Annotated in this window: 22 protein-coding genes, 1 tRNA gene and 1 pseudogene; 18 read left to right on the top strand and 6 right to left on the bottom strand. The window is 59.5% G+C overall.

Annotated elements, in window-relative coordinates:
* Window positions 1–38: 38 nt before the first annotated feature.
* From rpmJ to proA, 8 genes are all read left to right on the top strand, one after another.
* Entirely contained in the window at window positions 39–152 is a 114-nt protein-coding gene (rpmJ, locus tag AC3WPZ_RS05155; RefSeq protein WP_009514917.1) for a 50S ribosomal protein L36, read from the top strand.
* Between the two features lie 23 nt (window positions 153–175).
* Window positions 176–541, top strand: coding sequence for a 30S ribosomal protein S13 (gene rpsM / locus AC3WPZ_RS05160; protein WP_137917294.1), 366 nt, complete (start codon window positions 176–178; stop codon window positions 539–541).
* 18 nt (window positions 542–559) lie between these two features.
* On the top strand, window positions 560–964 hold the full coding sequence (rpsK, locus tag AC3WPZ_RS05165; RefSeq protein WP_066267872.1) for a 30S ribosomal protein S11: 405 nt from the start codon (window positions 560–562) through the stop codon (window positions 962–964).
* Between the two features lie 153 nt (window positions 965–1117).
* Window positions 1118–1741, top strand: a complete 624-nt coding sequence (gene rpsD, locus AC3WPZ_RS05170; protein ID WP_297396134.1) for a 30S ribosomal protein S4 — start codon at window positions 1118–1120, stop codon at window positions 1739–1741.
* Window positions 1742–1834: 93 nt separating this feature from the next.
* Window positions 1835–2821 (top strand): DNA-directed RNA polymerase subunit alpha, encoded by a 987-nt coding sequence (locus AC3WPZ_RS05175; RefSeq protein ID WP_297396132.1) that lies wholly within the window; start codon window positions 1835–1837, stop codon window positions 2819–2821.
* Window positions 2822–2910: 89 nt separating this feature from the next.
* Complete coding sequence (rplQ, locus tag AC3WPZ_RS05180) at window positions 2911–3306, top strand: 50S ribosomal protein L17 (RefSeq protein WP_297396129.1); 396 nt, start codon at window positions 2911–2913, stop codon at window positions 3304–3306.
* A gap of 17 nt (window positions 3307–3323) precedes the next feature.
* A tRNA-Met gene (locus AC3WPZ_RS05185) sits at window positions 3324–3400 on the top strand.
* A gap of 666 nt (window positions 3401–4066) precedes the next feature.
* Window positions 4067–10003 carry an anti-phage protein ProA gene (gene proA / locus AC3WPZ_RS05190; protein WP_492438461.1) on the top strand — a complete coding sequence of 1979 codons (5937 nt, stop codon included), beginning with the start codon at window positions 4067–4069 and terminating at the stop codon, window positions 10001–10003.
* Window positions 10004–10153: 150 nt separating this feature from the next.
* Here the strand turns inward: proA and AC3WPZ_RS05195 are convergent, their stop codons facing one another.
* The 3 genes from AC3WPZ_RS05195 to AC3WPZ_RS05205 form a co-directional block, all read right to left on the bottom strand.
* Window positions 10154–10810, bottom strand: coding sequence for a hypothetical protein (locus tag AC3WPZ_RS05195; protein WP_492438463.1), 657 nt, complete (start codon window positions 10808–10810; stop codon window positions 10154–10156).
* Window positions 10811–10816: 6 nt separating this feature from the next.
* Window positions 10817–11998, bottom strand: coding sequence for a nucleotidyltransferase domain-containing protein (locus AC3WPZ_RS05200; RefSeq protein ID WP_492438465.1), 1182 nt, complete (start codon window positions 11996–11998; stop codon window positions 10817–10819).
* Between the two features lie 110 nt (window positions 11999–12108).
* Entirely contained in the window at window positions 12109–13716 is a 1608-nt protein-coding gene (locus AC3WPZ_RS05205) for an SAVED domain-containing protein (protein WP_492438467.1), read from the bottom strand.
* Window positions 13717–13863: 147 nt separating this feature from the next.
* Here AC3WPZ_RS05205 and AC3WPZ_RS05210 point away from each other — a divergent pair, with 147 nt between their 5' ends.
* The 3 genes from AC3WPZ_RS05210 to AC3WPZ_RS05220 all read left to right on the top strand — a co-directional run bounded on the left by AC3WPZ_RS05210 (window position 13864) and on the right by AC3WPZ_RS05220 (window position 16211).
* On the top strand, window positions 13864–14193 hold the full coding sequence (locus tag AC3WPZ_RS05210; protein ID WP_492438469.1) for a helix-turn-helix domain-containing protein: 330 nt from the start codon (window positions 13864–13866) through the stop codon (window positions 14191–14193).
* A gap of 7 nt (window positions 14194–14200) precedes the next feature.
* Complete coding sequence (locus tag AC3WPZ_RS05215) at window positions 14201–15067, top strand: ImmA/IrrE family metallo-endopeptidase (protein ID WP_492438471.1); 867 nt, start codon at window positions 14201–14203, stop codon at window positions 15065–15067.
* A 439-nt stretch (window positions 15068–15506) separates the two neighbouring features.
* On the top strand, window positions 15507–16211 hold the full coding sequence (locus AC3WPZ_RS05220; RefSeq protein WP_492438473.1) for a phosphoribosyltransferase: 705 nt from the start codon (window positions 15507–15509) through the stop codon (window positions 16209–16211).
* 825 nt (window positions 16212–17036) lie between these two features.
* On the opposite strand, the gene AC3WPZ_RS05225 is transcribed toward AC3WPZ_RS05220, so the two are convergent.
* Together AC3WPZ_RS05225 and AC3WPZ_RS05230 are read right to left on the bottom strand one after the other, a co-directional pair.
* Entirely contained in the window at window positions 17037–17633 is a 597-nt protein-coding gene (locus AC3WPZ_RS05225; protein ID WP_492438475.1) for a hypothetical protein, read from the bottom strand.
* Between the two features lie 136 nt (window positions 17634–17769).
* Entirely contained in the window at window positions 17770–18030 is a 261-nt protein-coding gene (locus tag AC3WPZ_RS05230; RefSeq protein WP_492438477.1) for a helix-turn-helix domain-containing protein, read from the bottom strand.
* Window positions 18031–18159: 129 nt separating this feature from the next.
* Here AC3WPZ_RS05230 and AC3WPZ_RS05235 point away from each other — a divergent pair, with 129 nt between their 5' ends.
* The 5 genes from AC3WPZ_RS05235 (at window position 18160) to AC3WPZ_RS05255 (ending at window position 23982) form a co-directional block, all read left to right on the top strand.
* Window positions 18160–18408 carry a hypothetical protein gene (locus AC3WPZ_RS05235; protein WP_492438479.1) on the top strand — a complete coding sequence of 83 codons (249 nt, stop codon included), beginning with the start codon at window positions 18160–18162 and terminating at the stop codon, window positions 18406–18408.
* Window positions 18401–19927: an Arm DNA-binding domain-containing protein gene (locus tag AC3WPZ_RS05240; protein WP_492438481.1), complete on the top strand. Its 1527-nt coding sequence runs from the start codon at window positions 18401–18403 to the stop codon at window positions 19925–19927. The genes AC3WPZ_RS05235 and AC3WPZ_RS05240 overlap by 8 nt, the downstream gene beginning before the upstream one ends.
* A gap of 150 nt (window positions 19928–20077) precedes the next feature.
* Window positions 20078–21940: a hypothetical protein gene (locus AC3WPZ_RS05245; RefSeq protein WP_492438483.1), complete on the top strand. Its 1863-nt coding sequence runs from the start codon at window positions 20078–20080 to the stop codon at window positions 21938–21940.
* A 17-nt stretch (window positions 21941–21957) separates the two neighbouring features.
* On the top strand, window positions 21958–23451 hold the full coding sequence (locus tag AC3WPZ_RS05250; RefSeq protein WP_492438485.1) for an AAA family ATPase: 1494 nt from the start codon (window positions 21958–21960) through the stop codon (window positions 23449–23451).
* A gap of 57 nt (window positions 23452–23508) precedes the next feature.
* Window positions 23509–23982 (top strand): HAD domain-containing protein, encoded by a 474-nt coding sequence (locus AC3WPZ_RS05255; protein ID WP_492438487.1) that lies wholly within the window; start codon window positions 23509–23511, stop codon window positions 23980–23982.
* Window positions 23983–24200: 218 nt separating this feature from the next.
* On the opposite strand, the gene AC3WPZ_RS05260 is transcribed toward AC3WPZ_RS05255, so the two are convergent.
* Entirely contained in the window at window positions 24201–24650 is a 450-nt protein-coding gene (locus AC3WPZ_RS05260) for a helix-turn-helix domain-containing protein (protein ID WP_492438489.1), read from the bottom strand.
* Between the two features lie 68 nt (window positions 24651–24718).
* Between AC3WPZ_RS05260 and AC3WPZ_RS05265 the strand changes: the two are divergent.
* A pseudogene (locus AC3WPZ_RS05265) lies at window positions 24719–24961 on the top strand (transposase); the annotation flags it as partial.
* A 298-nt stretch (window positions 24962–25259) separates the two neighbouring features.
* Entirely contained in the window at window positions 25260–26432 is a 1173-nt protein-coding gene (locus AC3WPZ_RS05270; RefSeq protein WP_492438491.1) for an AAA family ATPase, read from the top strand.
* The last annotated feature ends 3 nt before the right edge of the window (window positions 26433–26435 follow it).

A 26435-nucleotide genomic window follows, 5' to 3' on the forward strand; every position in this document is an offset into this window, starting at 1 on the left:
CAGTTGTTGAATGTTTTAGGAATATCTAGGAGAAGACTATGAGAGTTTCGGCTTCGGTCAAGAAAATGTGCCGCAACTGTAAGATCATCAAACGGCATGGCGTCGTGCGAGTCATTTGCACCGATCCGCGTCACAAGCAGCGTCAAGGCTGACCGGTTAGTTAAGAGGACCCAACATGGCTCGTATTGCAGGCATCAACATTCCGCCGCACAAGCACGCCGAAATCGGCTTGACGGCAATCTTCGGCATTGGCCGCACCCGCGCTCGCAAGATCTGCGAAGCCTGCGGCATCGACTACGCCAAGAAGATCAAGGATCTGAGCGACGCGGAACTCGAAAAAGTGCGCGACCAGGTCGGTACGTTCACGATCGAGGGTGACCTGCGTCGTGAAACCACGATGAACATCAAGCGTTTGATGGACATCGGTTGCTACCGTGGCTTCCGCCACCGCCGTGGTCTGCCGCTGCGTGGTCAGCGCACCAAGACCAACGCCCGTACGCGCAAGGGTCCCCGCAAGGCCGCCCAGTCGCTGAAAAAATAAACGGTTAGAAGGACCCTCATGGCCAAGTCTCCCTCCAGCAGCGCATCCGCCCGCGTTCGCAAGAAAGTCCGCAAGAACGTTGCCGACGGCATTGCACACGTGCACGCCTCGTTCAACAACACGATCATCACCATCACCGACCGCCAGGGCAACGCACTGTCCTGGGCTTCGTCGGGTGGCCAGGGCTTCAAGGGCTCGCGCAAATCCACGCCTTTCGCTGCCCAGGTGGCTTCGGAAGTGGCTGGCCGCGCCGCCATTGAACAAGGCATCAAGAACCTGGATGTCGAGATCAAGGGTCCCGGCCCTGGCCGCGAATCCTCGGTGCGCGCCCTCGGCGCCCTGGGCATCCGCATCAACTCGATCTCCGACGTGACCCCGGTGCCGCACAACGGCTGCCGCCCGCAGAAGCGCCGCCGCATCTGAGGCACGACCGCGCTGATCGCGGTATAATTGAAGGCTTTTTTCGAGCGCCACCGCAGTCGCCTGCGGTGGCATTTTTGCTAAGCCCACCGCCATCTCCCCTGAGGGATGGCTCCCGCAACAACCGGTTGCGGCAGAGAAACCAAGGAAACCAACGTGGCACGTTACCTCGGCCCCAAGGCCAAACTTTCCCGCCGTGAAGGCGCCGACCTGTTGCTCAAGAGCGCCCGCCGCTCGATCAGCGACAAGGCCAAGTTCGACTCCAAGCCTGGCCAGCACGGCCGCACCTCGGGCCAGCGCACCTCCGATTTCGGCGTGCAGCTGCGCGAGAAGCAGAAGGTCAAGCGCACCTATGGCGTGCTGGAGCGCCAGTTCCGCCGCTACTTCGCCGAAGCCGATCGCCGCCGTGGCAACACCGGCGCGAACCTGTTGTTCCTGCTCGAAGCGCGCCTGGACAACGTGGTGTTCCGCATGGGCTTTGCCTCCACCCGCGCCGAAGCCCGCCAGATCGTGTCGCACAAGGCGATCACGGTGAACGGCCAGTCGGTCAACATCCCGTCGTACTCGGTGAAGGCCGGTGACGTGATCGCGGTGCGCGAGAAGTCGAAGAAACAAGGCCGCGTCATCGAAGCCCTCGAGTTGGCCAAGCAGATTGGCTTCCCGGCTTGGGTCGATGTGTCGACCGACAAGGTCGAAGGCGTGTTCAAGAAGTCGCCCGACCGCGATGAGTTCGGCTCTGACATCAACGAATCGCTGATCGTCGAACTGTATTCCCGTTAATTCCGTTCCCGGCCGGCATCCTCGTGGTGCGGTCGGGCCATGCTCCGTCTGCCTTATCGGTGTAACGAGCCGAGGGTCCTGAAGGAAGTTTGAATGCTGAACAATCTGCTGAAGCCCAAGACCATCAACGTCGAGCAAGTCTCGACCAATCGCGCCAAAGTCACGCTCGAGCCCTTCGAGCGTGGTTATGGCCACACGCTGGGCAACGCCCTGCGCCGGGTTCTGCTGTCGTCCATGACCGGCCACGCGCCGACCGAAGTCACCATCGCGGGTGTCGTGCACGAGTACTCGTCGATCGACGGCGTGCAGGAAGATGTTGTCAACATGCTCTTGAACCTCAAGGGCGTGGTGTTCAAGCTGCACAACCGCGACGAAGTCACGCTGAGTCTGCGCAAGGATGGTGAAGGTGTCGTGACGGCTGCCGACATCCAGACGCCGCACGACGTCGAGATTGTCAACCCCGGGCACGTGATTGCCACCCTGTCTGCCGGCGCCAAGCTGGACATGCAGATCAAGGTGGAAAAGGGCCGTGGCTATGTGCCGGGCAGCCTGCGCCGCAACGACGACCAGACGCGTTCGATCGGCCGCATCGTGCTCGACGCCTCGTTCTCGCCCGTCAAGCGCGTGAGCTACACGGTGGAAAGCGCCCGCGTCGAGCAGCGCACCGACCTGGACAAGCTGGTGCTCGAGATCGAGACCAATGGCTCCATCGGTCCGGAAGAAGCGGTTCGCGCCTCGGCCAAGATCCTGGTCGAACAGCTCGCGGTGTTCGCGCAGCTCGAAGGCGTGGAGCTCTCGGCGTTCGATGCCCCGGCACAGCGCAGCTCGCAGCAATTCGACCCGATCCTGCTGCGTCCTGTGGACGAGCTGGAACTGACCGTGCGCTCGGCCAACTGCCTCAAGGCCGAGAACATCTATTACATCGGTGATCTGATCCAGCGCACCGAGAACGAGCTGCTCAAGACCCCCAACCTGGGTCGCAAGTCGCTCAACGAAATCAAGGAAGTGCTTGCCTCGCGCGGCCTGACCTTGGGCATGAAGCTTGAAAACTGGCCGCCTGCCGGCCTGGACAAGCACTAAAGACCGCAGCGTCTGGCCAAGGAGGCCAGACCCGGACCAACTCCCAGTACCTGATACGGCTGGGGGCAAAACACTGAAAGGATGAAAAAATGCGTCACGGACACGGACTTCGCAAACTCAACCGCACCAGCGAGCACCGCCTCGCCATGCTGCGCAACATGATGAATTCGCTGCTCACGCACGAAGCCATCAAGACCACGGTGCCCAAGGCCAAAGAGCTGCGCCGCGTGGTCGAGCCCATGATCACCCTGGCCAAGGAACCCACGCTGGCCAACCGCCGCCTGGCGTTCGACCGCCTGCGCGACCGCGATGTGGTCGTGAAGCTGTTCAACGAACTGGGCCCGCGCTTCAAGGCCCGTCCCGGTGGCTACACCCGCATCCTGAAGATGGGTTTCCGCGTGGGCGACAACGCGCCGATGGCACTGGTCGAACTGGTGGATCGTGCAGAAGATGCCGCCCCGGCGGCCGACGCTGACAAAGCGTGATAGAATACAAGGCTTGACGCGGAGTGGAGCAGCCTGGTAGCTCGTTGGGCTCATAACCCAAAGGTCGCAAGTTCAAATCTTGCCTCCGCAACCAACTAAATCAAGCACTTGCTTGTCATTGAAGCCCTCGGAAACGAGGGCTTTTTTGTTTGTGACGAGTCTTGTGACGAGGCCTGTGTCGTCACAAAGATGGGTTATTGGGCTTGCGACCTTTGGGCGACTGTTCCCCTAGAAGCGCCTTCCCCTTCTACAAGGCGAGCGACTTTTCTGCAGCGTCTGCAGTCCTTCAGGCCTGAACGTCAAGAGTCTGCTGTCGGGTCAGCATCGGTCCCTGAGTGAGACTGTGTCTGTCAAGCACTATGTGCGACAAGGGTTCCGGGATGGTTGGCTAGTCAACCCCGCATTCCCCTAGGGGCTGGATATCCATATTGGATGGAGCCCACTCAGCTACTTCAAGTGTGAATTTTCATTTGATTTGTCGCAAAACGACAAGCGATGGGAGACAGATTCCAGAAAGGGCATTGAGATAAGAACCGGTCCGGAAGATTGGGGAAGGCTCAGTCAGAAGGTTCCGTGATTGAAGTTCGGCTACGGTGCTGGGTACCTCAGCGGTCCTAAAGCGATTTCAGTTGACGTGGCACCTCCGTGTGCGTTTTTCCCTAGAACTCCGTCTTTGTTCGGGGAGGCTCGCGCTATGCCGGTTAACACTCGATCCCTGTAACAGATTCTTACGTACACTTTCTGCCTTACGGAGGCGCGAATGGACGAACTCGAAGGCTTGCCGCAGGAAAAGCGGGTTGGGGAACCTTGCTATTGCTTGGAATTCGATTCGGCACCCACCATTGGGTACGCGTCGATTCAGAATTCCGTACCGGTTCTGAGAACGGTTCGAGTCACCAACAAATCCGAAGCCGACCTCACTGACGTCGACCTTGTGGTGCGGTGTGACCCCGCCTTCGCTACAGGCGCAAGGCTGCGGTTCCAAAAGCTCGCGCCCGGAGAGACGCGGACACTGGGATCAATCGACTTGAAGCCAGACCATAGCTTCCTGGCCGACCTTCAAGAAGGCATGACTGCCTCAGTCAGCTTGACCCTGACGCAGGGTGACCGTGAGCTCGCTAGTCAGGCTAAGCCAATTGAGGTGCTCGCCTACGACCAGTGGGCTGGCACGAGGACCCTGCCCGAGTTGCTGGCAGCGTTCTCCATGCCGAATAATCCGGCAATAGACATGCTAATTGGCAAGGCGTCTAAATTGCTGCGGAGCACGCACCCGGAGCTGTCAATGAACGGCTACCAATCGAAAAGCCGCGACGTGGTCTGGAAGCAGGTGTCTGCGCTGTACAGCACCATCGCCGCGGAGAGTCTCCAGTACGCTGAACCCCCGGCCTCGTTTGGCAGTGACGGACAGAAGATTCGCACCCCCGACCGCATACTCGAAGGCCGGGTTGCAACGTGCCTGGACTTGGCCATGTTGTTCTCGTCCTGTCTCGAGCAGGCAGGGTTGCGCCCGGTCATTCTGATGAAGCAGGGGCATGCATGGGTAGGTGTGTGGTTGCACCAGGCGTCCTTCCCTTTCCCCTTGACGGACGAAGTTCTCGCGGTTCGAAAGCGGGTGAACACAGGAGAATTCCTCGTCTTCGAAACCACAGCGGTCGCACAACACAAGAGCTTGCGCCCGTCTTTGCGCTTGGCAATGGAGCATGGCGCGCGCCATCTCCTGGAGGAAGACACTTTCCTCTACGCCGTGGACGTTCACATGGCCCGTGGCGTGCAAATCAAGCCGCTGCCTTCCAGAGTCACCCTTGCCCGTGATAGCGGGGATGTGGCAGAAGTTGAACTGCCTGAGCGCATTGAAGACACGCCGCCGCTGCCACCGCTGGACCCTGCCTTTCTGGCTCCAATCGAACTCGTCACAGACGACTCCCCTGAAGGTCGTCTCGCTAAGTGGAAGGGCAAGCTTCTTGACCTGACGCTGCGCAACAAGCTGTTGAACTTCAAGCCAACGAAAGCGAGCCTTCAGCTTGTCGCACCGGACTTGGCTGCGCTCGAGGATGGTTTGGCTTCTGGGCACGAATTCCGCATCAAGCCGCTGCCCGGCCTGATGGAAGGTCTGGACCCACGTTCTGCGCAAGTGCACACGGGTAGGTCTGGCAAAGCGCCATTGGATGAGATGGCGCTGGAGTCGCTGGCCAACCATCAAGTCATTGGCCAAGCGCAGCAAGAGGCCTTGGACGGCGGCTTGCTGGCCTTGTTCGGCGCAGCACGTACGGGATTCGAGGAGGGGGGAGCGAACACGCTCTACCTCGCATTGGGGATGTTGAAGTGGCGCGAAGCCGACCGGTCGGAAGTCGCCCACACTGCCCCACTTATCCTGGTTCCAGTGAGCCTGACGCGGCAGTCGGTCAAAAGCGGATTTCGACTGACCCGCCATGACGACGAGACCATTATCAACCCGACGCTGCTGCAGTTGCTCAAATCGGCCTTTGACTTGAGCGTCCCTGGCCTTGACCTCTTGCCCGCGGACGACAAGGGAGTTGATGTTGCACGAATCCTGCAGGCATTCCGGATGGCAGTTCGTGAGATTCCCGGCTGGGAGGTGCAGGAGAGCGCTTGGCTTGGGATTTTCTCCTTCACCAAGTACTTGATGTGGAAGGACTTGCAAGACCGCACCGCAGCATTGAAAGCCAACCGGGTGGTTCGCCACCTCGTAGACAATCCAGGCCAAGCGTTTGCCACCGAGGCCCGCGATGAGCGATTTGAGCGGCTCGATGAGAACTACAAGCCGCAGGACATCCTGGCTCCGCTGCTGTCTGACTCGTCTCAGCTCAAGGCAATCTGCGCCGTCGACTCTGGCCGCGACCTGGTGCTGGAAGGCCCGCCTGGCACGGGCAAGAGCCAGACCATCACGAACCTCATCGCGCACAGTCTGGCCAAGGGGAAAAGCGTTCTCTTCGTATCCGAGAAGATGGCTGCGCTAGAGGTGGTTTACTCGCGCCTTTCCAAAATCGGTTTGGGACCTTTCTGTCTCGAGCTGCACTCGTCGAAAGCGAAGAAGTCCGAGGTGCTCCAACAACTTGGTGCCGCCCTCGCTGCGCCGGGGCGCCTGACCACTGAACAGTGGAGCATCGAAGCTGAGCGGCTGGCCGGACTTCGGCAAGAACTCAACGGATTTGCAGAGTCTCTTCATAGACGGCATGGCAATGGCCTGACCGCCTTCGACGCGATGGGTCTGTGCATTGCTAACGCGGCCGCTGAACCGTCCCCAATGTCGTGGGCCGATGCGAGCGTGCACTCGGCCAGCGACTTGCTGAAATTGAGGGAGACGGCGCGCCGCATCGCTTCTCTCGGGCAGGTTTTGCCTACCCTTGCGAACCATCCGCTCGCGCTTGTCGACCAAACGGAGTGGTCCCCGACCTGGCAGGACGAGCTGTTCAATGCTGTCGAACAGGTCAACGCCGCAGTCGTCAGCTTGAGGCAACGATACGAACCGTTGGCCAAGCTTCTACAGCTTGCACCCGCTGGTCAGAATATGGAGTGCTACGCGGCGCTCGACCAACTCGCTGACGTACTGTTGTTGGCGCCGAAGGTACCTGTCGGCTTGGCGACGCGGGCTAGCGACGGGCAGATTCGCTCCCGTGTCGAATCACTCGTCGCGCATGGAAAAGTTAGGCAACAGAAGTGGGAGGAGGTCGGAACCGGATGGTCCACCCAATTTGCGAAATTCCGCTCGATCGAACTCAAGGCGGAATGGACCCAGGCGGTCAACGCCTGGTGGCCGAAATCCCTGTTCTCAAAGCGCTCGATTCTCGGCAAGCTTGCCTCGGTACGCCTCGATGGAAAGCCGCCGACTCCAGAGGCGCTGACTAGAGCGTTAGAGCCGCTTGCAGCCGTCAACGACGAGGACGAGTTCCTGCGCTCCATGCAGGCGGACGCCGAGTCGCTTCTTCAAGAATCGTTCTCCGGCGTCGACACAAAGTGGGGCGATGTGGAGGAGCACAACGAGTGGGCGGCCAAATATGCGCAGGTGTTGGGCTCTCTTGCGCACACTCAATCTTCCGGAGTGGAAGGTGTCCATGCTATTAACTCCCGTCTCGTGCCACTCCTTGGAGAACAAAGAGCACTGCTTCTGCCGGCGGGAATGGTAGGCGCAAGCCTTGTCGCATACAGGGATGCATTGGCCGACTTCACTGCCAAACTCCTTGCGCTCACCGAGCTTGCACGACCGGTGGAACATCTAAGCGGGCCTTCCGGTGCCGACGGCGCATTGGAACGAGTGCGGGCTGTCATCGACCGATGGAAACAATCCAAAGGAGACCTGCGTGCTTGGTGCCAGTGGCGCAAAGTCCGCAATGAAGCCATTGCCCTCGGCTTGCAAGGCGTCGTGATGACGGTGGAGGCTGGCGCCGTTCCGCTCGCCAACGTCGGTACCCACTTTGAGTTCAGTTACCAAAACTGGTGGCTCAAAAGGACGTTCGACTCCGACCATATTCTGCGCAACTTCGCCAGTGCTGACCACGAGCGCAAGATCCTTGAGTTCCGAGAGGTGGACGCGCGCTTCCAAGAGCTCACCAAGGCCTACATCGTCGCTCAGCTCTCAGCCCGTGTGCCATCGGCGACAGCTGTGGCGGTGGGGGCTGACAGTGAGATGGGACGTTTGCGACGCGAACTGCAGAAGCAAAAGCGTCACATGCCTGTGCGCCAGCTAGTGCAGGGTCTCCCGACCCTTCTGCCCAAGCTCAAACCGTGCTTGTTGATGTCGCCACTTTCGGTCGCGCAGTACCTTGACGCTCGGCACGCGCAATTCGACCTCGTGGTGTTCGACGAGGCATCGCAGATTCCAGTATGGGATGCCGTCGGCGTAATTGCCCGTGGCAAGCAACTGGTTGTTGTCGGTGACCCCAAGCAGTTGCCGCCAACCAACTTCTTCTCGAAGTCCAGCGATGGCGGCGACGGCGCCGCACCGGATGACCAAGTCGATGATCTTGAAAGTATCTTGGATGAGTGTCTCGGGGCGGGCATGAACCGGCTCAGTCTGAAGTGGCACTACCGAAGCAAACACGAGAGTCTCATCACGTTCAGCAACGTGAGGTACTACGGCTCGGAGCTGGTGACATTCCCATCGCCGGTAACCGCCGACGTTGCCGTCAAATTCCAGCCAGTGGCGGGCGTCTACGACCGCGGCGGTTCGCGCACGAACAGAGCGGAGGCGGATGCGGTGGTCAAGGCCATCGAAGCACATTTCACTAAACCGGGTCGGAAGGCTTCCGTTGGTGTGGTCACCTTCAACCAGACGCAGCAGGCCCTCATCGAGACGCTCTTGGAAGCAAGGCGCCGAGAGAACGGAGCGCTGGACCGCGCTCTCGCTGAAGTGAAGCATGAGGAGCTGTTCGTCAAGAACCTCGAGAACGTGCAGGGGGATGAGCGGGACCTCATTTTCTTCTCCATCACGTACGGACCGGATGCGGCTGGCCAGGTGACGATGAACTTCGGCCCTCTGAACGGAGAGGGAGGTCACAGGCGCTTGAACGTGGCCATCTCTCGGGCTCGAGAGGGCGTGGTTATTTTCAGCACGCTCCGTCCCGAGCACATCGACCTTTCGAGGGTGCGCGCCGCCGGCGTCAAAGACTTGAAGCACTACCTTGAGTTCGCCATCGGAGGTGCGAGAGCGCTTGTGGCGAGCAGTTCCCCCACCGGACTTGGCCCGGACAGTCCATTTGAGATTGCGGTCGCGAACATGATTCGCGATAAGGGATGGGTCGTGCATAACCAAGTTGGGTGTTCTGGGTACCGCATCGACATGGCAGTAGTCGACCCGCGCGCGCCGGGCAGATATCTCTTGGGCATCGAATGCGACGGCGCTAGCTATCACTCATCCGCATCCGCGCGTGACCGTGACCGTTTGCGGCAGCACGTGCTCGAGACTCTTGGATGGAAACTGCACCGCATCTGGTCGACGGACTGGTGGTTCTCTGCAGAGCGAGAGCTTGAAAAGCTCCATGCAAAGCTAGAGATGGTGGTGTCCGAAGAGGTAGAGGCACTACCGGACGAGGTCGTCGATGAAGAAGAGTCATCAGACCCTGCTCAGGAACAAGAATTGGCGCTTTTTGCCGGACAGGCTCCAATTGTGAATGCGCCGCTGCCTGCCTTGGAGCTTCCAACATACAAGCTTGCGGAAATTCGTGGCGGAGGACCAGACGCGTTTTATGAAGGCTCTGCAGCTACGAGACTCCGCGAGAACGTCGCACTCATCATTGCGCAAGAAGGGCCGCTACCCGACACGATGGTCTTTGAGCGCGTGGCTAGGGCGTGGGGTCTGAAGCGCACAGGCCCCAGAATTGTGGAACGGCTGCAGCGGTTGGTCCCGAGCGATGTAATCCGCACCTCAGAAGGTAACAAGACATTCTATTGGCCGCCCGGAACGAAGGTGGAGGCCTGGAGTAGCTTCCGTGTGGCGGATGAAACCGAGCAATCTAAGCGCCATGTAAGTGACGTGCCGCTGGAGGAAATTGGCGTCTTGGTAAAACATCTGCTTGAGCACGCCGGCTCTTCAAGGCGCCAAGACTTGGCACGTGCTGCCTGCAAGATGCTGGGGATGGCAAGAACACCGGCGGACGCTGAGGCTAGAGTGGATGCAGCTATCCAGTATCTGCTGAGTCTGGCTCAGGCGAAAGAAGAGGACGGGTACATCCGGCTGTAGGACAGGGACAGTCTTGAACGCTTATGACTAAGAAGACCCGCTTGAATCGCGACGATTTCCAAGGCCGGTTATTGAGTCGCCATCGCTATGCAAAGATGACTGAGCGCTTTTCCGCCACTGGCACTATCAGGTTGCAAGCGGTTCACCCTATCAAGCCGTTCTGAAGTGATTACCCATGGAGCGAAAGAAGGCACGACTTCCGTCTGACCTGAGCCGGGCAAGCTTCCATCGGAAATCACACGCCCCCAGTCTCCTACCGCATCCGCACGGGCATGCGTTCTTGTTGGCAACCCGATGTCGTTGGCTGATTGCGCGCAGAGCGAGCGACACCGCGCTCGCCCCTAGCAAACCGAGTATTTGCTCGTAGTCGTCGAGCAGCCCGGCTTTGCCGTGGGCCAGCTCAGAAAAGGGAAGGTCCCCGCCGTTTCTCTCTCGGCACGATGCCGAATACAGGAATGGAATGACGCATTGGTTGACGAAGGTCAGCAAATCCGGAGGCGTCCCAATGATTCGGCGAAGCATCCATGGCGAACCCAGGCACAACGCGCCATTTGTGTAGACATGGTTGTCGATGTGACGCGTGATGCGACCACCAGTTTCAAATACTTGAGGCGCGTTCGCCGAGGTCATCGTTGGCACTTCCAGGCGGACTGAGTAGCTATCCTCGATCAGAGGTAAGCCGGCCGGAGCCATCGAGAACCCCAAGGTCCCGACAATCGACACGAAGCCGTCTCGCGTCACTGGCGCACGCCTCAGGCGTGGCCAATAGTTCAGCAGCGCGTTTACGTCACTCTCGCCGAACTTCATGATGTCCTAGCTGCACCACGGGCGAGGTGGCGCCGGCTGAGCTGCTACAGTACGAATCGAACTCGCGGCAACCGCCGATGCGGCCGCGCCAATGTTTCTGGAAAATCGCGACGCGGCGTTGACTTGGAAGGCGTCTTGCGCAGTTTCGACAAGCCGTTGGCTCGGGGAGTTAGCAAGAAACTCGCCGAAATCTCGCGATGCCTGTTCGATCCACGCGTGGAAATTGGCTTTCAATCGAAGGTGCTGCAGTTCAGGACGTGCCCAACGGTCAGCGAAGTTCTCCTTGGGGTTGATTGGGTTCAGCACCACATCCGTGCCGGATCGACGAAGCTCTTCAAGGGCGTGCAATGTCCGCTGGAGAGTCTGCGACAACGACTCGCCTGCGTTATAGGTCCGCGCGGCTATCGTCGTGATGATGATGGAAGCCGGCTTCATCTCGCAGCGCCCTTTGAACATCACGTCGCGGTGTCTTTTCATTAGCTGAACGCTGTGTTGAAGCGGCGTCTTGCTGCGGTAAACCGGCAGTGGGTCCACTTGAGCGCGCACGACACCTTTTTGCTCTGCACCGCGCATCTGCGCCTGGAACCAAAGCTGGTAGCCCCCCGGGTTGCTTGAAGGCCAATCCCGGCTGATGCGGTTGAAGTCGGAGTCCTGAAGGTCTGTGATCCATAGCGCACGACGAGCCGCTTCTATGGCCAGCGCGGAGCCGACACCCGCTTGCTCCATTCTAGTTTGCAGTTCGAATCGCCGAGCTGTGTCAGCCGGAATTCCGGGCACAACGTCCATGTGGAACGCTAGCTCGTCTTTGTAACCTAGGCGCCAACACCTGTTCTTCGCTACCAGCGGCTTCGTGATCTGCCGAGCTTCGCGGTAAGAGCGCAACTCTTCGCCGACCAAACGCTTGAGCTGCTCTTGGGTGTGCGTGTCGCGCGAAATCCCTTTTCGGAGTTTGCAGGTGAAATCCAGGTCGTATTCGTCGTCTTCGTCGACGGGTTGGATGGCGGTTCCAAATGCAAACGAACCTTGAACAAAGATGTGCGCATCGTACGGGTCCAACGACGACCCCGGTCGCCGGATCCATTCGCCCAGATCCTTGTAACGACGCTCAGCAAGTTCGTAGGCGCGATCGGGAAGATCCAGTTCGGAGAGAAGCGCTGCGAGGCTCTTGTCTGATTCTGTCGTGTTCATGTCGTTCTTTCCTCTGAGTTCTGCTTTTTAGCGACGGGGGCCGAGATTCGCTTTTAGATGGCGGAGGTGCGGGTACGTTGTCATGATCAAGTGCCTTATGCCGACTCTGCTTACACAATTGAAATGGACTCGCCGGTCGACAACAGGGTCACATCGGTGGGAGAAATCGCAATGGTTTTAGCGAACTCGCCGCGCGCACCTGATGCGGCGCTTGGCCTGCGTTCGTACAAGATGAACTCGGCGTGATGACGGGCTTGCATCTTTTGCCCGACACGGAAGCAGGCAGTGACCGGTGCAACCACTACCAAATGCACCGTGCGTACGCGCCACTCGTCCTGGAGCTTCTGCAGCGCTTGATCGACGGCGCGGCCCAACAGTTCGAGATCGGCGGGGTGTCCAATGACGCGGTGGCTTGGACTCCCGACCGTGATTTCGATTGTCGGCATCTCGTGCTGGCCTGAAGAAAACAGGTGGATCGGAAGATCCGCTGCAGGAACTGCGGCCGTCAGGTTGACCCGCAGGCAAGCCTCTGTCTCGCCGCCTTTGGCATGACGGTGAACTTGGACCTTGAACTTGTCGTTGGGCGGAGCCAGCGCGGCCTCCGGCCAAGCCCACTGCCCGCCGCGCTGCCCGCTCACTTGGTCACGATGAAACTGGAAGACATGGACGGAACTGGAGTCTCCGACGAGGCGTCCGGACAAGACCAAAACCGATGTGCCGTGGAGAGGGAAAACCGCGAGCGGTGGTCTGGGCGCCCCGCCGTACGCCGTGCCATCCAGCAAGCCGGCCAAGCGCGGCTTGTCATTCTTCAGCAACGAAAACAGGCTGAGCCAGTAGCCGTCCGAGTTCGATGCGCCAAGATGGGGGCCATTGCGCGAAAACCATTCTGCACGTCCACCGCCGGTCCGAAGACGGCGCAACCACATCGCCTCTTCCGCGATTCGTTCGTCGAAAGCGAAAGACTGGCCTTCAATGTTGCCCCCGATGACCAGCATCTGGGCTGCGGGATAGCGGAGCGTGTCCAACAGCTTGCTGACCTCATCGACGTTGCGCTGACGCATCTCGTTGAGAAGGTGGGCGTCGTATCGGGCGGGAGCAACACGATCAATGAGGCGATGGCATTTGTCGCACATCAGCATGATGTTCGACGGGTCGTTCGCCAGCAGCGGGGATTTCACCTTGTCGCCGCGTGGACCGTCTACCGACGATGCAACGATGTGCGCGAAGTAGCTGTAGTTCCCTGCGGCACCAGGCACGAAGTGGTGGCGCAGGTTCTCCCCGCAACCATCAAACTGGCAACGCCACCCCGCGAGCGATGCGACCTCGAAGCGCGTCGCAGCATCGACCTCGCCGTGACGACCTGAAGTCCCAGTGATCTTGTCTCGCTCTTTACACCAGGACTTCACATGGGCATGACCTACTCGAATCGTCGGGCCTGCAGCGGCGCAGTCCAGGCTGCCGACATCAGCCGTCGACGTCGTGATCCATTGGAGGTGCTGTCGCTTTGCCACCGCCTCCAACGTCTTCGTCGCTTCTGGACCGATATCGCCCACGCCAAGATCGCTCCACACGGGCGGCAACGCAGTTGCGCCCACGAGCACGCGGCTGCTGAACTTGTTTGCGATCACAAGGATATGTGACTCGCCCGCCGCCGCCCGGACACGCAAAGCCGCAGCCAAGCCGTCATCAGTCAAACCTCCAGGCCTCAACAAACTCATCCAGCAACTCCAAAAGCGACAACACGCCAAAGAATAACAGAAAGTTCGGTATAGCGAACTTCTAAGGCAGGCAGTTTGCTCGGAATTTGCTCATAGAAAGTTCGGAATAGCGATAAAATCGTAGGCTGTCTAGTAGGAGAGCGCGAGATGGCATCAAAGCTTGGCGAGAAACTTCGAGCGTGCCGCACGTCACCGAAGGTGAACCTGACGCTGGAAGAAGCAGCCCGCAGAGCCGGTCTGAGCAAAAGCTACCTTTGGGAGTTGGAGAACCGCGAGTCGCAGAAGCCCTCGGCCGAGAAGCTGCAGGCAATCGCGGACGTGCTTGGACAGGATGTCTCGTTCTTCTTGGACGACACGATCGACTCCCCCCAGGAATCGAACAAGGACAAGGAATTCTTTCGCAGCTACTCGAAGCTGGAACCAGAAGCCAAGGAAAAGCTGCGGCAGATCCTGGACGTTCTGAAAAAACCTTCCTGAGAACGGCATGCCCGAGGCGCCCTTTACGCCCGCAACTGCCGCGATCCGGCTGACCCATTGGCTTGACGCCGCTGCGGCAGCTGGCCTGCAGCGGTTTCCGGTCGATGTCGAACAGCTCGCGCTTTATGTGGGTAAGGAGCTCAAGTGGCCCGATCCCATATTCCAAGTCGTGGCCGCTGACATCCCGTCGTTTGAAGGCGGTCTCTTTCACGTGGAGGATCAGGGGTGGGCGCTTCTGTACAACCGCAAGATGACGTCCGAAGGGCGGATCCGGTTCACCCAAGCCCATGAACTTGGGCACTACCTGATTCACCGCCTTGCACAGCAGGAGTTCCAATGCTCGCAGGCCGACATGGTGCATTGGGGTCCAGAGATGAGGTCGATCGAAGCCGAAGCCGATGACTTCGCATCGAACCTGCTGATGCCGATGAAGCAGTTCCGAGCATGCACTTCGGCCTCGGACATTGATTTCGACGTCCTTTCCGGCGCTTCGAACATGTTCGGCGTGTCTTTGACCGCAGCAGCACTGCGCTGGATCCGATCAACTGAGCAGAGCGCCGTGTTGATCTTGTCGAGGGACGGGTTCATGGACTGGGCCATCTCGTCCGATAAAGCCAGGTCCAACGGGGCTTTCTACAAAACCAAAGGCCGCGTGGTCGAACTTCCATCAGGATCCATCGCGGCGGATGAGTCGATCAATGCTTGTCGCAATGGCGAACGGATCAGTCTGAACACATGGTTTGAGCATGCGCACCGCGACGCCGTTGCACGAGAAATGAAACTGGTTTGCGAGAACTATGGCTACACGTTATCGCTGTTGAGTCTCTCAACCGGTGACAAAGCATGGGCACCCCGCGATTGGGGCGACACCTGACACGTATTGCTATTGGGATCGAGGCCCTGTTAGTCGCGCGATGCCGACTGCTCCGCCGTCAACCAGCCCCTCATCTATCCCTACGCGATTTCCAGTTTGGGCAGTGCTCGCACTAGCTTTATCGTCTCCAAGCTGACCGTCACCACCCGCTGGAATAGCTCCATCGGGTAGCGCGGGTTGCTCATGGTCTCCACTGCCCAGTCGTTCGCATCGTTGACGATGCCGCTGTCCTTGTCGGTCTTGACGCACTAGCACGACGCGAAAATCGCCAAAACGCGCAGGCAGGCCCCGCCAAGGAATTCCTGCTCGGGGCGGCGCGCGCAGGATGAGCTGCACGGCGATGCGACAATCGTCGTCGCTCAAATAGATCGATCTGGACACCCTGGGAGGGACATTGGGACTGGTAATCAAGGGCACGAAGGTGCTCGTCGACCACAGCTTGAACGAGCATCTGGTCACGACGCTCGCAGGAAATCCTAGGCTCTTCAACGTGGAGAACCAGTACGGAAAGATCGACGTCTTCTCGATTTTCACCCGCCTCAAGGCAACGGCGCAGGAACGCCGTAACCGGCAACAACGCAAGTTAGGGGACAACTGTCCAATGATCTATGCCCTAAAGGGCAAAGACGGCCTCGTAACAGGCTATCGAAGCGTGCGTGAGATGCTGCTTATCGGGAGGCAGATCGTGAGCCAGCATTTGAAGCTTCCCGACGACACCGTGATCGTTTGTGTCCCGTCCTCTCACTCGGTTGTGAGGCACCTAGCTCAGCAGTTGAGTGAGCTGCTCAACCTTCCCATCGTTGATGGGCTGCTCGCCAAGGCGTCCGTCGAATCGGCGGTGGCTGATTTGGAGCATGCCATCTCGATTGCCCAAACCTATGAAGATAAGAAGAACCTTGGAAATATCCGCCAGGCTGTCAGCAAGCAAGAGGTCCTTGCGCTCAAGGATGTGAGCACACGCTATCGTTCAGTTATCCGGCCGGTGGCGCTTAAAATGAACACGGCTAATGTTGTGTACCCCTCTATCCTGCTCGTTGACGACCTGGTATCTACCGGCACTTCACTCATAGCGGCCAAGAACATGCTAAGGTCCAACGGGAAGGGTCAGGACTTCCAAGCTCTCACACTGTTCAGCAAGGTATAGCGCTTTGTTGCGTCAGGGGACTTGCAAAGAGATTTCAGGTCTAGTAGTATGGGCCCCGAGCGTGCTTGAGCCCCCCCGCTCACTAAATATATGAAGGGGCCCGCGTAGCACCGCCCACGGTCAGTTCGTAAAGAGCAGAAAGTGGGAAGGTTAGGCAGCGGCTAACCACCCTGGGCGATGACCTCGCCCACCCTATTCGAAGGCCCACCGCGCGGTGGGCCTTTTTCGTTGCTAGGTGTGCGCTCGGTTCTCTAGTTTTGCGTGGCACGTACGGGTAGGCTAAGTCGGGGCCCCCCAACCTGGCCTACGACCATGAAGAGAAATCGCGCGGCAACAGGGTTGAGTTCCATGGCCGCGAGCCGACGAAACACGTTTTCGCGAGTGCGCTGCGCTTCGAGTAGGCCTGCTCACCGTGCGCACAGCGTAGATCAAGGTATCGCTGCACAGCGCGATCGCGCCACGGACAAAAGCAAAGGCCTTCTGGTCGCGCTTGCAGATTCGGTGGTTACGGACTGGATGAACGACCTCGACCTGGTTTGACAGGTGGTCCGACCAAGACTCTCGGCCGAACCACCGGGGCATCAGCTCATGACGTAACCGTCCGTTTCTCCGACGGCGGTCCAGCTGGCTGACCTGAAGCGCACCAAGATGAACAACTTGGGCAAGGCCTCGTTTGGAGAGGTTGTCACAGCGCCCCAAAACGCCCATCAGAAAGGCGGACTCAGGTCGGTCGGCGGCAACTCATCAGCCCGAAGCAGTCGTTCCAACTCTGGTCACGAAGGACTGCTGCCGCTGCAAAGCAGGCGCTCGTCCAGCGCGCGGCAGTCAGAGCTGGTCATTCCCTTCGCGCAACCGGGCTCTGAGAAACTTTCCCCCGCCTCCAGCCAGCTCATTTCGATCAAAGAGCTTGCCGGTAAATGCAAAGTTCTTGTCAACACGAACGATCAGCAACTGCTCGAAGTCACCTTGCCGCTTGACGACCACCACGTCGCTGGTCTTTTCGGGAGAGATGGTCTTCACCTCGACACGTCTACCGTTAATGGTCCCGTCCGAGCCCGCTCGGTGGGTCCCATGGCGGCGCAGGCCGAACTTCACTTCCGCGTAGATCTCGCCGAGTTCTCCCCACACCTGCAGGTACCTGCCCGTGTTCCCGAAGTGGCGGTCAGCGCAATCGACTAGGTCCATCAAGATATCGGCCTGTTCCAGGATGGAGAACGGGAAGCCATCTCTGCTCTTGAATCGCTCCTTCGGCTTCAGCGATTTGGCGGGGTCCGGTGGCTGGTCTTTCAGTTCTTCTTCGATCCACTGTCTGCTGATGTGGACCTCTTCCCATGGCGCATAGCCGACGCCGGCTGCCAGCGCGATGTCATCACCGCTGTAGCCTCGATCTCGCATCTCATGTAGGAAATCCCAGTCGCTCATTGCGCTCCCCTCGCTAGTGGACGACCACCCGTCAATGTCGGGCGGATCTGGTGCTTCAACAAGGTACTAACCGAGCGACAGGACCTTGTCAGCCGTGAACCGGCTCATGGCGGGACACATGGGTCATTCAGGACTTCTAGTTGGCAGTGGGCGCTGAATGGAGCGTCTCGTCCGTTTCGTCAGGGATGTGCTCCATGAGGTCCTGCACCTTGCATGCGAAGTAGCTGCAAAGGCGGTCGATCGTCTCGGTGCCCGTTCCGTATCCCTTTTGGTTCAAGATTTTCGAGAGGGTCATGCGATTGAGACCAGTAGCGGTCGCGATCTCGGTGATGCTGATCCGGTGGCCGTCAGCGAACTGCTTCCTCTCGATCATCTCGCCAAGCTTGAATCTGATCATGATGCGTTTTGGCGTCAAGCGATAAAAATAATTATCAAACGACTTGCAAAATGAGCAGAGCCGCGTAAGATATGCATCAGGCGATAAAAATTTTTATCACTTGATTGATCCATCTTACAGGAGAGACTCATGGCTCAGCCAACATACCTTACGACAGACGAGCTATCGCAGCGCATCAAGTACGACGTTCGAACGATTCGCGAGCGCCTTAAGGACAGCGTGCTCATCGAGGGAGTCCACTACTTTCGCCCCTTTGGTGGTCGAAAAATTCTCTTCCTCTGGGAGGCAATCGAGCAGGACATGCGGATGCCATCGCTCGAGGCTCCGATCGGAATGTCCGCTATTCCTATGGCAAACGGAGCGATGGTTCATGGCTAAGCTGGTTGCGCGCAAAGAGACGGGCAAGCTCGTGATCGATTTCACCTACAAGGGTGTTCGTTGCCGCGAGCAGACCGCGCTGGATGACACCCCGCGACATCGAAAGTTGGTGCAAGGCGTAGTGGATCGTCTGGTGGCCGCCATCAAGAATGGCACCTTTGTCTACGCTGAGTTCTTCCCTGGCAGTTCGACAGCGACGCGATTGAGCAACCGACAATCAACGCAGCCGAAACCATCAGCCCCGCCCTCGGACGTCAAGGACGATCCGGTTACTCCCACCTTCAAGGTTTTCGCTGAACAGTGGGTCCAGGAACACAGCATCGAATGGCGCCGCAGCCATATCCGCTCGCTGCTGTCCACGATCGAAGGCCGTCTCTACCCGCACTTCGGCGAGAAGATGGTGAGCACCATCAGCAAGGCCGATGTGCTGGCCTTCCGAGCAGCGCTCGCCAAGGAGCCCGGCCGCGGTGCCAGGGCCGGTCTATCCGCCAAGCGCATCAACGAGATCATGGGCACGCTCAAGCAGATTCTGCAAGAGGCGGCCGACCGTTTCGACTTCACCTCACCCGTGGTGAACGTGAAACGCCTTCGAGTGCGAAAGACCGATGTGCAGCCGTTCTCGTTGGCCGAGATGCAGATGATCCTTGCAACGGTGCGCCCCGACTATCGCGACTATCTCCAGGTGCGTTTCCTGACGGGCATGCGCACGGGCGAGGTTAACGGGCTGAAGTGGAAGTACATCGACTTCGAGAGTCGCCTGATCCTGGTGCGTGAGACCCACGTGCTTGGAGAGGACGATTACACGAAAACCGATGGCAGCCAGCGCGACATCAAGATGAGCCAGCCTGTGTTCGATGCGCTGCTGCGCCAGCGCGAGATCACGCTGGGCCGCTCGGACTACGTGTTCTGCAATCTGCTCGGTGAGCCCTTGGACAACACCAACTTCACCAACCGTGTCTGGTACCCGTTGCTGCGCCACCTGGCCTACGAGTTGCGTCGTCCGTACCAGATGAGGCACACCGCAGCCACCTTGTGGCTCGCATCGGGCGAAGCGCCCGAGTTCGTGGCGCGGCAGTTGGGTCACACCAGTACCGAGATGCTGTTTCGGACGTACAGCCGTTATGTGCCGAACATGACGCGCCAGGATGGCAGCGCCATGGAGCGTCTGCTCGCGAACCAGTTCGAAAACGGTCCTCTGGTCCGGTATGAGCCGGCGGAAGAGCTGAAGAGATCGCTGGCAGCGCCAGCCAGGCGTGAGTCTGCCAAGGCGGTGATCGTCCGCCGTGCGGGTCCCGATTTGTATGTCCCCGCGAACCAGGCAGCCTCGATGCCGGTGCCCAAGCCGCGCGGCGTCACTGGTTCGCGCATGCGCGTGGCCGCACCGCGCGCCCGCGCGCAGGGTTCGTCGATCCATTCGGGTGGTACCGATCCCCAGCCGCCGCCAAGGCGCTGGCTGAGGAGCGCTGCAGGTGCTGTGCACGCACAGCCGACCGGCGCCTCTACCAGCCACTGGCACTAGCTAGCTCTTCACCGCTACTGACCTGACTCCCCGCCGTGCCTCCAAAACTGGAAGCGGGCAGGGCAGGCGGAGATTTGCCCAAACGAAACGCAAGACTGAAACGAAACCCTCGCTTCAGGCCCTTCAATCGCACGAAACATTGGAACTGACATGAACCTCAACATCCTCAAAGACCTCGCCGCAGACCTTGAACAATTTGAAGCCCGAGTGCGCGAGCGCGCAGCCCAAGACGCCGCAGCAAGTCCGGAAGGCGCATCGACGAAGATCAACGCTGGCCTCGGCTTCTACAACTCGGACCCAGCAGAAGAAGACACCAACGCCCTGGGTCACCTGGCCGATCCGTGGTCGGTCGTGCGTGTGACCGCACACGTGAGCGCGCCGGTTCCCGCCAATGTCTTCGAGTCAAACCTGGATCTCAATGCTGACAGCGGGCGTCAGCTCTCGGACGCCGGCGCCGCGTGCGCGGGCATGGCCCGCTTGGGCGGCGGCGACCAGACCGTGGTGTTTCCCACAAAGTACGCCACATCCTGGTTGCCCAAGCCCGGAGTGTACGAACTGAAACTCATGAAGCGCAGTGTCTCCGACTTCCCGAGCGATGCCCTCGTGGTCAAGCGCGTGACCGCACCCCGAAAAGGCCCTGCCGCCACGCCCTGGCTGCTCGACCACCTCGTTCTGCAAGAACGCGTCGAGTTCGACTTGCACCGGGTGTTGGCCAGCATGAAGCCGGTGCATCAGGCGGTGTTCATGGCTGCCATCAGTCGGCCGGATATCGAGCACAAGCTAGTGGCAGCCGCCGTTGATCGTCGACCGGCAGCTGAGCCTGCATCGGGCGCGCACACCTTGAACTGTGGCATTCGTGCAGCCATGATGCTGCAACCCATGGGCTTGGGACGCGACGAAGCATCGCTCGTGCGCCTGGTCTGTCTGCTCAGCGACCTAGGCGAGTTGGCGGCGCCCGAGCCGTTGCCGGGTTCTGGGTCTGGCGCCAGCATTGAACAGAACTGCGTGGATGCGGAGGCGAGTACGCGCTGCGCGCACCCATTGACGGCGACCTTTCTGGGAGCGTTGATTGGCCGCTTCGAACAACTGGAGCCGCAGGATGCAGACGACCTGCGCGCACTACTTGGCCAGGGGCCGTTCTGGCCCTATCGCATGGGCAGTAAGCGCGGGCCGCTGAGTGCCCATCCCGTGGACGCGGTGCTTTCACATATGAGCTGCGCCTTGGGGGATGCACTGTCGCAAGCCCGGATCAAGATGGCTCAGGCTCGACCTGCGCCTGTCCCAGATGGGGATGAGCAACCCGATCTGTTCACACACGCCGAAGCTCAGCAGGGCGACTCCCCATCTTCTGGTAAGACGGTGAGTGCCTCCTCAAAATGCAACGCTGACCTCGATGAGCTGGAAGCGCAGCTTCGGTCCACCGAGGATGATCTGCCTGAAGCCGGCTCGAGCGGGGAGAGCGGTGAGCTTCCGCGAGGCGCAGACGGCGAGCATGGCTCGAACACGCTGGCCGTGACCTCGGCTGATCCGCTCCACCAACTGGACGACCTGCGCGACGAGCTGCGGCTGTTCGACGAAGTCGGTGACGTCCCGCGTCCCAGTCTTGAGTGGGCCGCCGGCATGCTGGATGGTGACGGCTGTATCGCCATCGTGAAACAACCGTTTAGGACGCGCCGGCCGATCTACCGTCTGATCGTCTCCATCTGCCAGAACTGCCTGCAGACCCTGGAGCACTTCCGCCGCTGTGTCGGCGTGGACGGCGTCATTTATGCCGTCAAACGCAAGCTCGAACACAACAAGCAGGTCTACAACCTGAACTACTCAGGCCCGAAGGCCTTGCTCGTGATCCGGCGCCTGCGCGCCTACCTGGTCCGCAAACGCCCGGAAGCATTGGTTGCGATCTCGTTTTGCCTCAACGGCCAGATCAGCCAGCGTTTTGGCCGCCACGGCGTGCCGCCCGAGGTCGAAGCTGTGCGCGTGGCGCACTACCTCAAGCTGCGCGCGTTGAAGTGAGGACAGAGGATACGACCATGAGCCAAGACAAGCCCCAAGAAACCCAGCACACCCAAGTAGGCGGCAAGGGTGCTCTGCCCCTCCAGCTGAGCACCGAGGCAGGATCGGAAACACGAGACAGTGTGGGGGAGCACGTCGCAACACCGTCGGATGCCAAGGTGCGGTGGTATCCGGACCACTGCTTCACGGAATTGCCTTTCAAGCAACGCAGCTACGAAGCGCGGTACGTGCTGATCCCCCGGCCCTTGCACGAACAGTTGATGCAGGAAGAGAGGGACGCTGACGAGGAGAAAGAACGACAGGTGATTGCCCAGGCGAATGCAGAGGGACTCACGGGCGTAAGCTGCCCAGGGTCTGACGATGGAATCTCTCAAAACTCAAAGATCGTGGGTGATGCCGAAGGGCAGGGCGACGACGGCAATCCGTCAAAGTCAAGAGCGTCCAGCCAGCGCCGCCGGCGCAGCGTTCCAGAGCCCGTCAGCGGCCGGACGCATCCGACGGCCTTTCAGCGGCAGCTTATGGAGGCTCGCTCCAAAGACAAGCTGCGGGTGTACGGCGAAGAAGCTGTGCTTCAGTTGATCAAGGGTGGGCAATCGGTCGAGCCCGATGTGGTCAAGCGCAACAAGGGCATTGCCGACGTGCTTCAGAAGAGGGGGCCATTTCGCCGCATCGGTGCACCGCGCCGCATCGGTGACGTGCTCGCGCTCAAGACCTCGCACCCCCACTTCGGCGAAGTGATCGACTTCGTGGCCAACCAACTTGAACTGATCAATGTGAGCAAACATCCGGTGCGCATCCCGCCGATGCTGCTCGCCGGACCGCCCGGGGTGGGAAAGACCCACTTCAGCGACGCGCTGGCCCAGGTGCTGGGCGTCCCGATTCGCCGCCACCAGATGGACCAGGCGGAGAGTTCATCTGCTCTCATGGGCTCGGAGATGACATGGAGCAACTCTCGGGTGGGGTTGGTGTTCGACGAGATCGTGATGGGCGACTACGCCAACCCAGTGATCCTCCTGGATGAACTGGACAAGGCGCCATCCGACCAGTCGATTCGCTTCAACCCCGTGAGCGTCCTTCATTCGTTGCTCGAACCGGTGACGGCGGCCCGGGTGCGCGATCTCAGTGTAGACATTGAGATCGATGCCAGCATGATCACCTGGGTCGCCACCTGCAATTACCCTTGGCGGGTGCCGCTCACGCTGCGAACTCGCCTGAAGGAGTTCTTCATTGGCATGCCGAACGCCGAGCAGGCCCTGATGGTGGCTCGTTCGGTCGTCGGTAGGGCGTTGTCCGATGTCGGCGTCGCAGGCTTTAAACGTCCCGGGCGTGACGTGATCGTGGCGTTGGCACCGTTGAGCGCGCGAGAAATCTACCAAGTGGTGATCGCGGCGGTTGCAGCCGCATTGAAAGACAGACAGAGATTCATTGGCATTGCGCACCTCCCGCCCGAGCTCGTGGCCGATGGCAGCGAGGTTGAGGTCGGTGGTGCGCCTCGTACGAGGCTGCACTGATCGCCGCTAGACGGTCAATCAACGATGACATCAACTGTCACCATTCAACGCTCTGCTATGAAGCCGCTCATCACCATATTTCTTGACTTTGATGGAGTGCTACACCCGCAAGGAGGCACCACAGATCGGCTTTTCGAGAAGGCTGGCTTGTTGAAGAACTGCCTTCAGAAAATCGACCGCATTGAAGTGGTGATTTCCAGTTCTTGGGCGGAGTACTACTCTCTAGAGCACATGCGCGACTTCTTCGAGGAGCAACCGGACCTGCATCGGCTCATTGTGGGGTGCACACATCAGAAGGGAAGCCCTAAGGTGGACTTTGGCGCCATGCCGCTGCGTGAATCGCAGTGCCGCAACTGGCTGATCGCCAATCAGAGGGAGCCGCATCGATGGTTGGCCATCGAGGATGACCCTCTAAACTTCAAAGCGCGGGAACATGTGGTGTTCACGGATCCCCGGCACGGTTTGAGAGAAGATGATGCCGAACGCGTGTTGAACCTTACTGAGAGTTTGCGTGGCGGCGGCCGTTCGTGAAGAAGAACCCGCATACGTATCAGCTGCAGGCGGAAGAAGTCACGGGTAGACGACGGCATCCAGCTCCTGAATGGCGTGAATCCGCAGTGCTGCGTTTGCAGAAGAAGACGGCAGTCGGATGTCTATGAGCGCAGCTCCTCTCTCTGGGTGAGTGGCGATCCCGCGATCTGAGATGGCCTCGCGCGGCAAGAGGTCGAGCCCTTGCCATCAGGATCCGCTCAGGCCTGAATACGCGCGTTGGCCTCGCGCTTGCCGATCTTTCGAACAGCAAGAATTTTTTCGAGCTGTGCGGCTCTCGGTGTGACTTGCCCGCTTTCCCACTTATAGATAGACAGCGAGGAGGCGCCGACCAGCTTCCCCATCTGCGCTTGTGTCAAGCCGAGGTGCTGACGCAGGGCAAGGAACTGAGTCGCACCGAAAACGACCTTGCGACCTGGTTTGCTGCGTGACGCTTCCATAGTCTTCGCGCTTTCTTCAGACTCAGCCCGCGGCGCTGCACGGGTCAGAGCCTTGACTTGGGACTCGAGCGACTTGAGCTTGCGCTTGAGTTCCGCGATCTCGGATCTATAGATCGCGGAGCCTTTACGAAGGGCCGAAATGTCGTCGCGCAGCTCCTTTCGAGCAATGCGGGAGATCTCGTTCTTGAGGTGTGAGGCGAAGGTGTTCATGCGCACATTCTGCCTAGTTTCCAACCTTTGTACTCGCAGTGCAGCGGGTTCAAACCCAAGCTCTATGCATGCCAAGAACCAGAAGGAGCTTCACGGACGAGTTCAAACGTGAGGCAGTGAAGCAGTTCAAGCAGCCAGGAGCTACCGTCACGCACAGGGCGCAGGACCTGGTTATTCAGACCAGCGTGCTCACGCTGTGAGTCACCCCTGAGCGTGGCCGGGTGTTGGACCGCAGACCCAATCTGCCGCTTCGCAGTGAGGCCGCAACGGTGGTAGAGCGCTTGCTACGCGAACTGCGACGCGTGACCACGTCTGGTGCCTGTATTAGAGCCAGATCGGCACTTCGCCCACGTCACGAAATCGGACTTATTTAGCTTTTAAGAGCCACTGCTTCCTAATAATAGTTGGTGATCCGCTGTTTATAAAGGCCATTTTAATGATGTGAAAACTAAAGGGTTCATTTGGCTGCTGAACCTCGCGCGGCCGTCTCGTTGCGGCTCAAACCAGTCCCTGTGTGCTCGCTAGAGGTCCCTGCGAGGGTGACCAGGCCTTGCAAGTTCGCATGAGTTAGGCAGAATCACTAATTAGTCTGAATCAATAACTTGCGCTATGAGTTCCATCTACCACCGCCCTCAGCTTGCCCAGGACATGGCCAGGCAGCTGCTGAGCCCTGGCGTCCTTGACCATGGGCTCCGATCCGGGCTGTTCCTCTCCGGCCTGCGGCGAACTGGGAAAACCACCTTTTTGCTCCAGGACCTGATTCCAGCGCTGGAGAACGCCGGGGCGCTCGTGGTCTACGTCGACCTGTGGTCCGATGTCAGTGCCGATCCCAGCACCCTCATTCACGCTGCACTGCGCTCGGCGCTTATGGAGTTGCAATCCAAGACAGGCACACTGCTGTCCCGCCTCCAGAAGATCAAGGGCATGGATTTCGGTGCGGCGGGCTTCACCTTCGGCTTTGAGATCGCAGACCTGGGTTCCCCCACCGGTGCCACCCTTGCTCAGGTCGCCAAGGAGGTGATCGACCAAGCCAAAACCGACTTGGTGTTCATCGTCGACGAAGTGCAGCACATGCTCACCTCGGACGCTGGCCTCGCGCTCATGCAGGCGCTCAAGGCAGCACGCGATGCGGTCAATGCCCGACCGGACACCCCTGGCCACTTCATCTTCATTGGGACTGGCTCTCATCGCGCACAGGTTGTGGGCATGACCGTGCAAGGCAAGAACGCCTTTGAGGGCGCCACCTCGGTTGACTACCCGACGCTCGGCGAAGACTATGTGCAACACGTGCTCCAATCACTGCAACAGGAGGGCATCAAAGTCATTCCGGGCCCGGCGGTGGCCAGCCACGCGTTTGGCCTTCTAGGCCGGCGCCCCGAGGAGCTGCTGCGCGCTCTTCGCACATTGCAGCAATATCAGCCGCAGGAGGCCGACCAGTACCTTCCGGTCATCGCCGCCACCCTCAAGGAGACAGCTGCGGACATGGAGATCAAGAAGATCGAGGACCTGGGCGTGCTTGCCTGTGCGGTCTTCAATCGCGTCGCACAGGCAGATGAGGATGTCAGCGGCCTCTTCTCCAACGCCGCATTGGTCGATTACGCTGGCGCCGTTGGGCGCGAAGTCACCGCGGACCAGGTGCAGCGTATCGCGCAACTGCTGCAGGGCTACAACATCATCGTGCGCAAGGGCTATGGCCTGTATGCCGTCACGGACCCGTTCATCCAGCAAAACTGGCGAGAGCGCACCGCTGCTCTGGCGCCTCCCGTCCAGCCGAACCCTTGAATT

Source organism: Hydrogenophaga sp. FW305-3-2-15-A-LB1, from assembly GCF_058787875.1.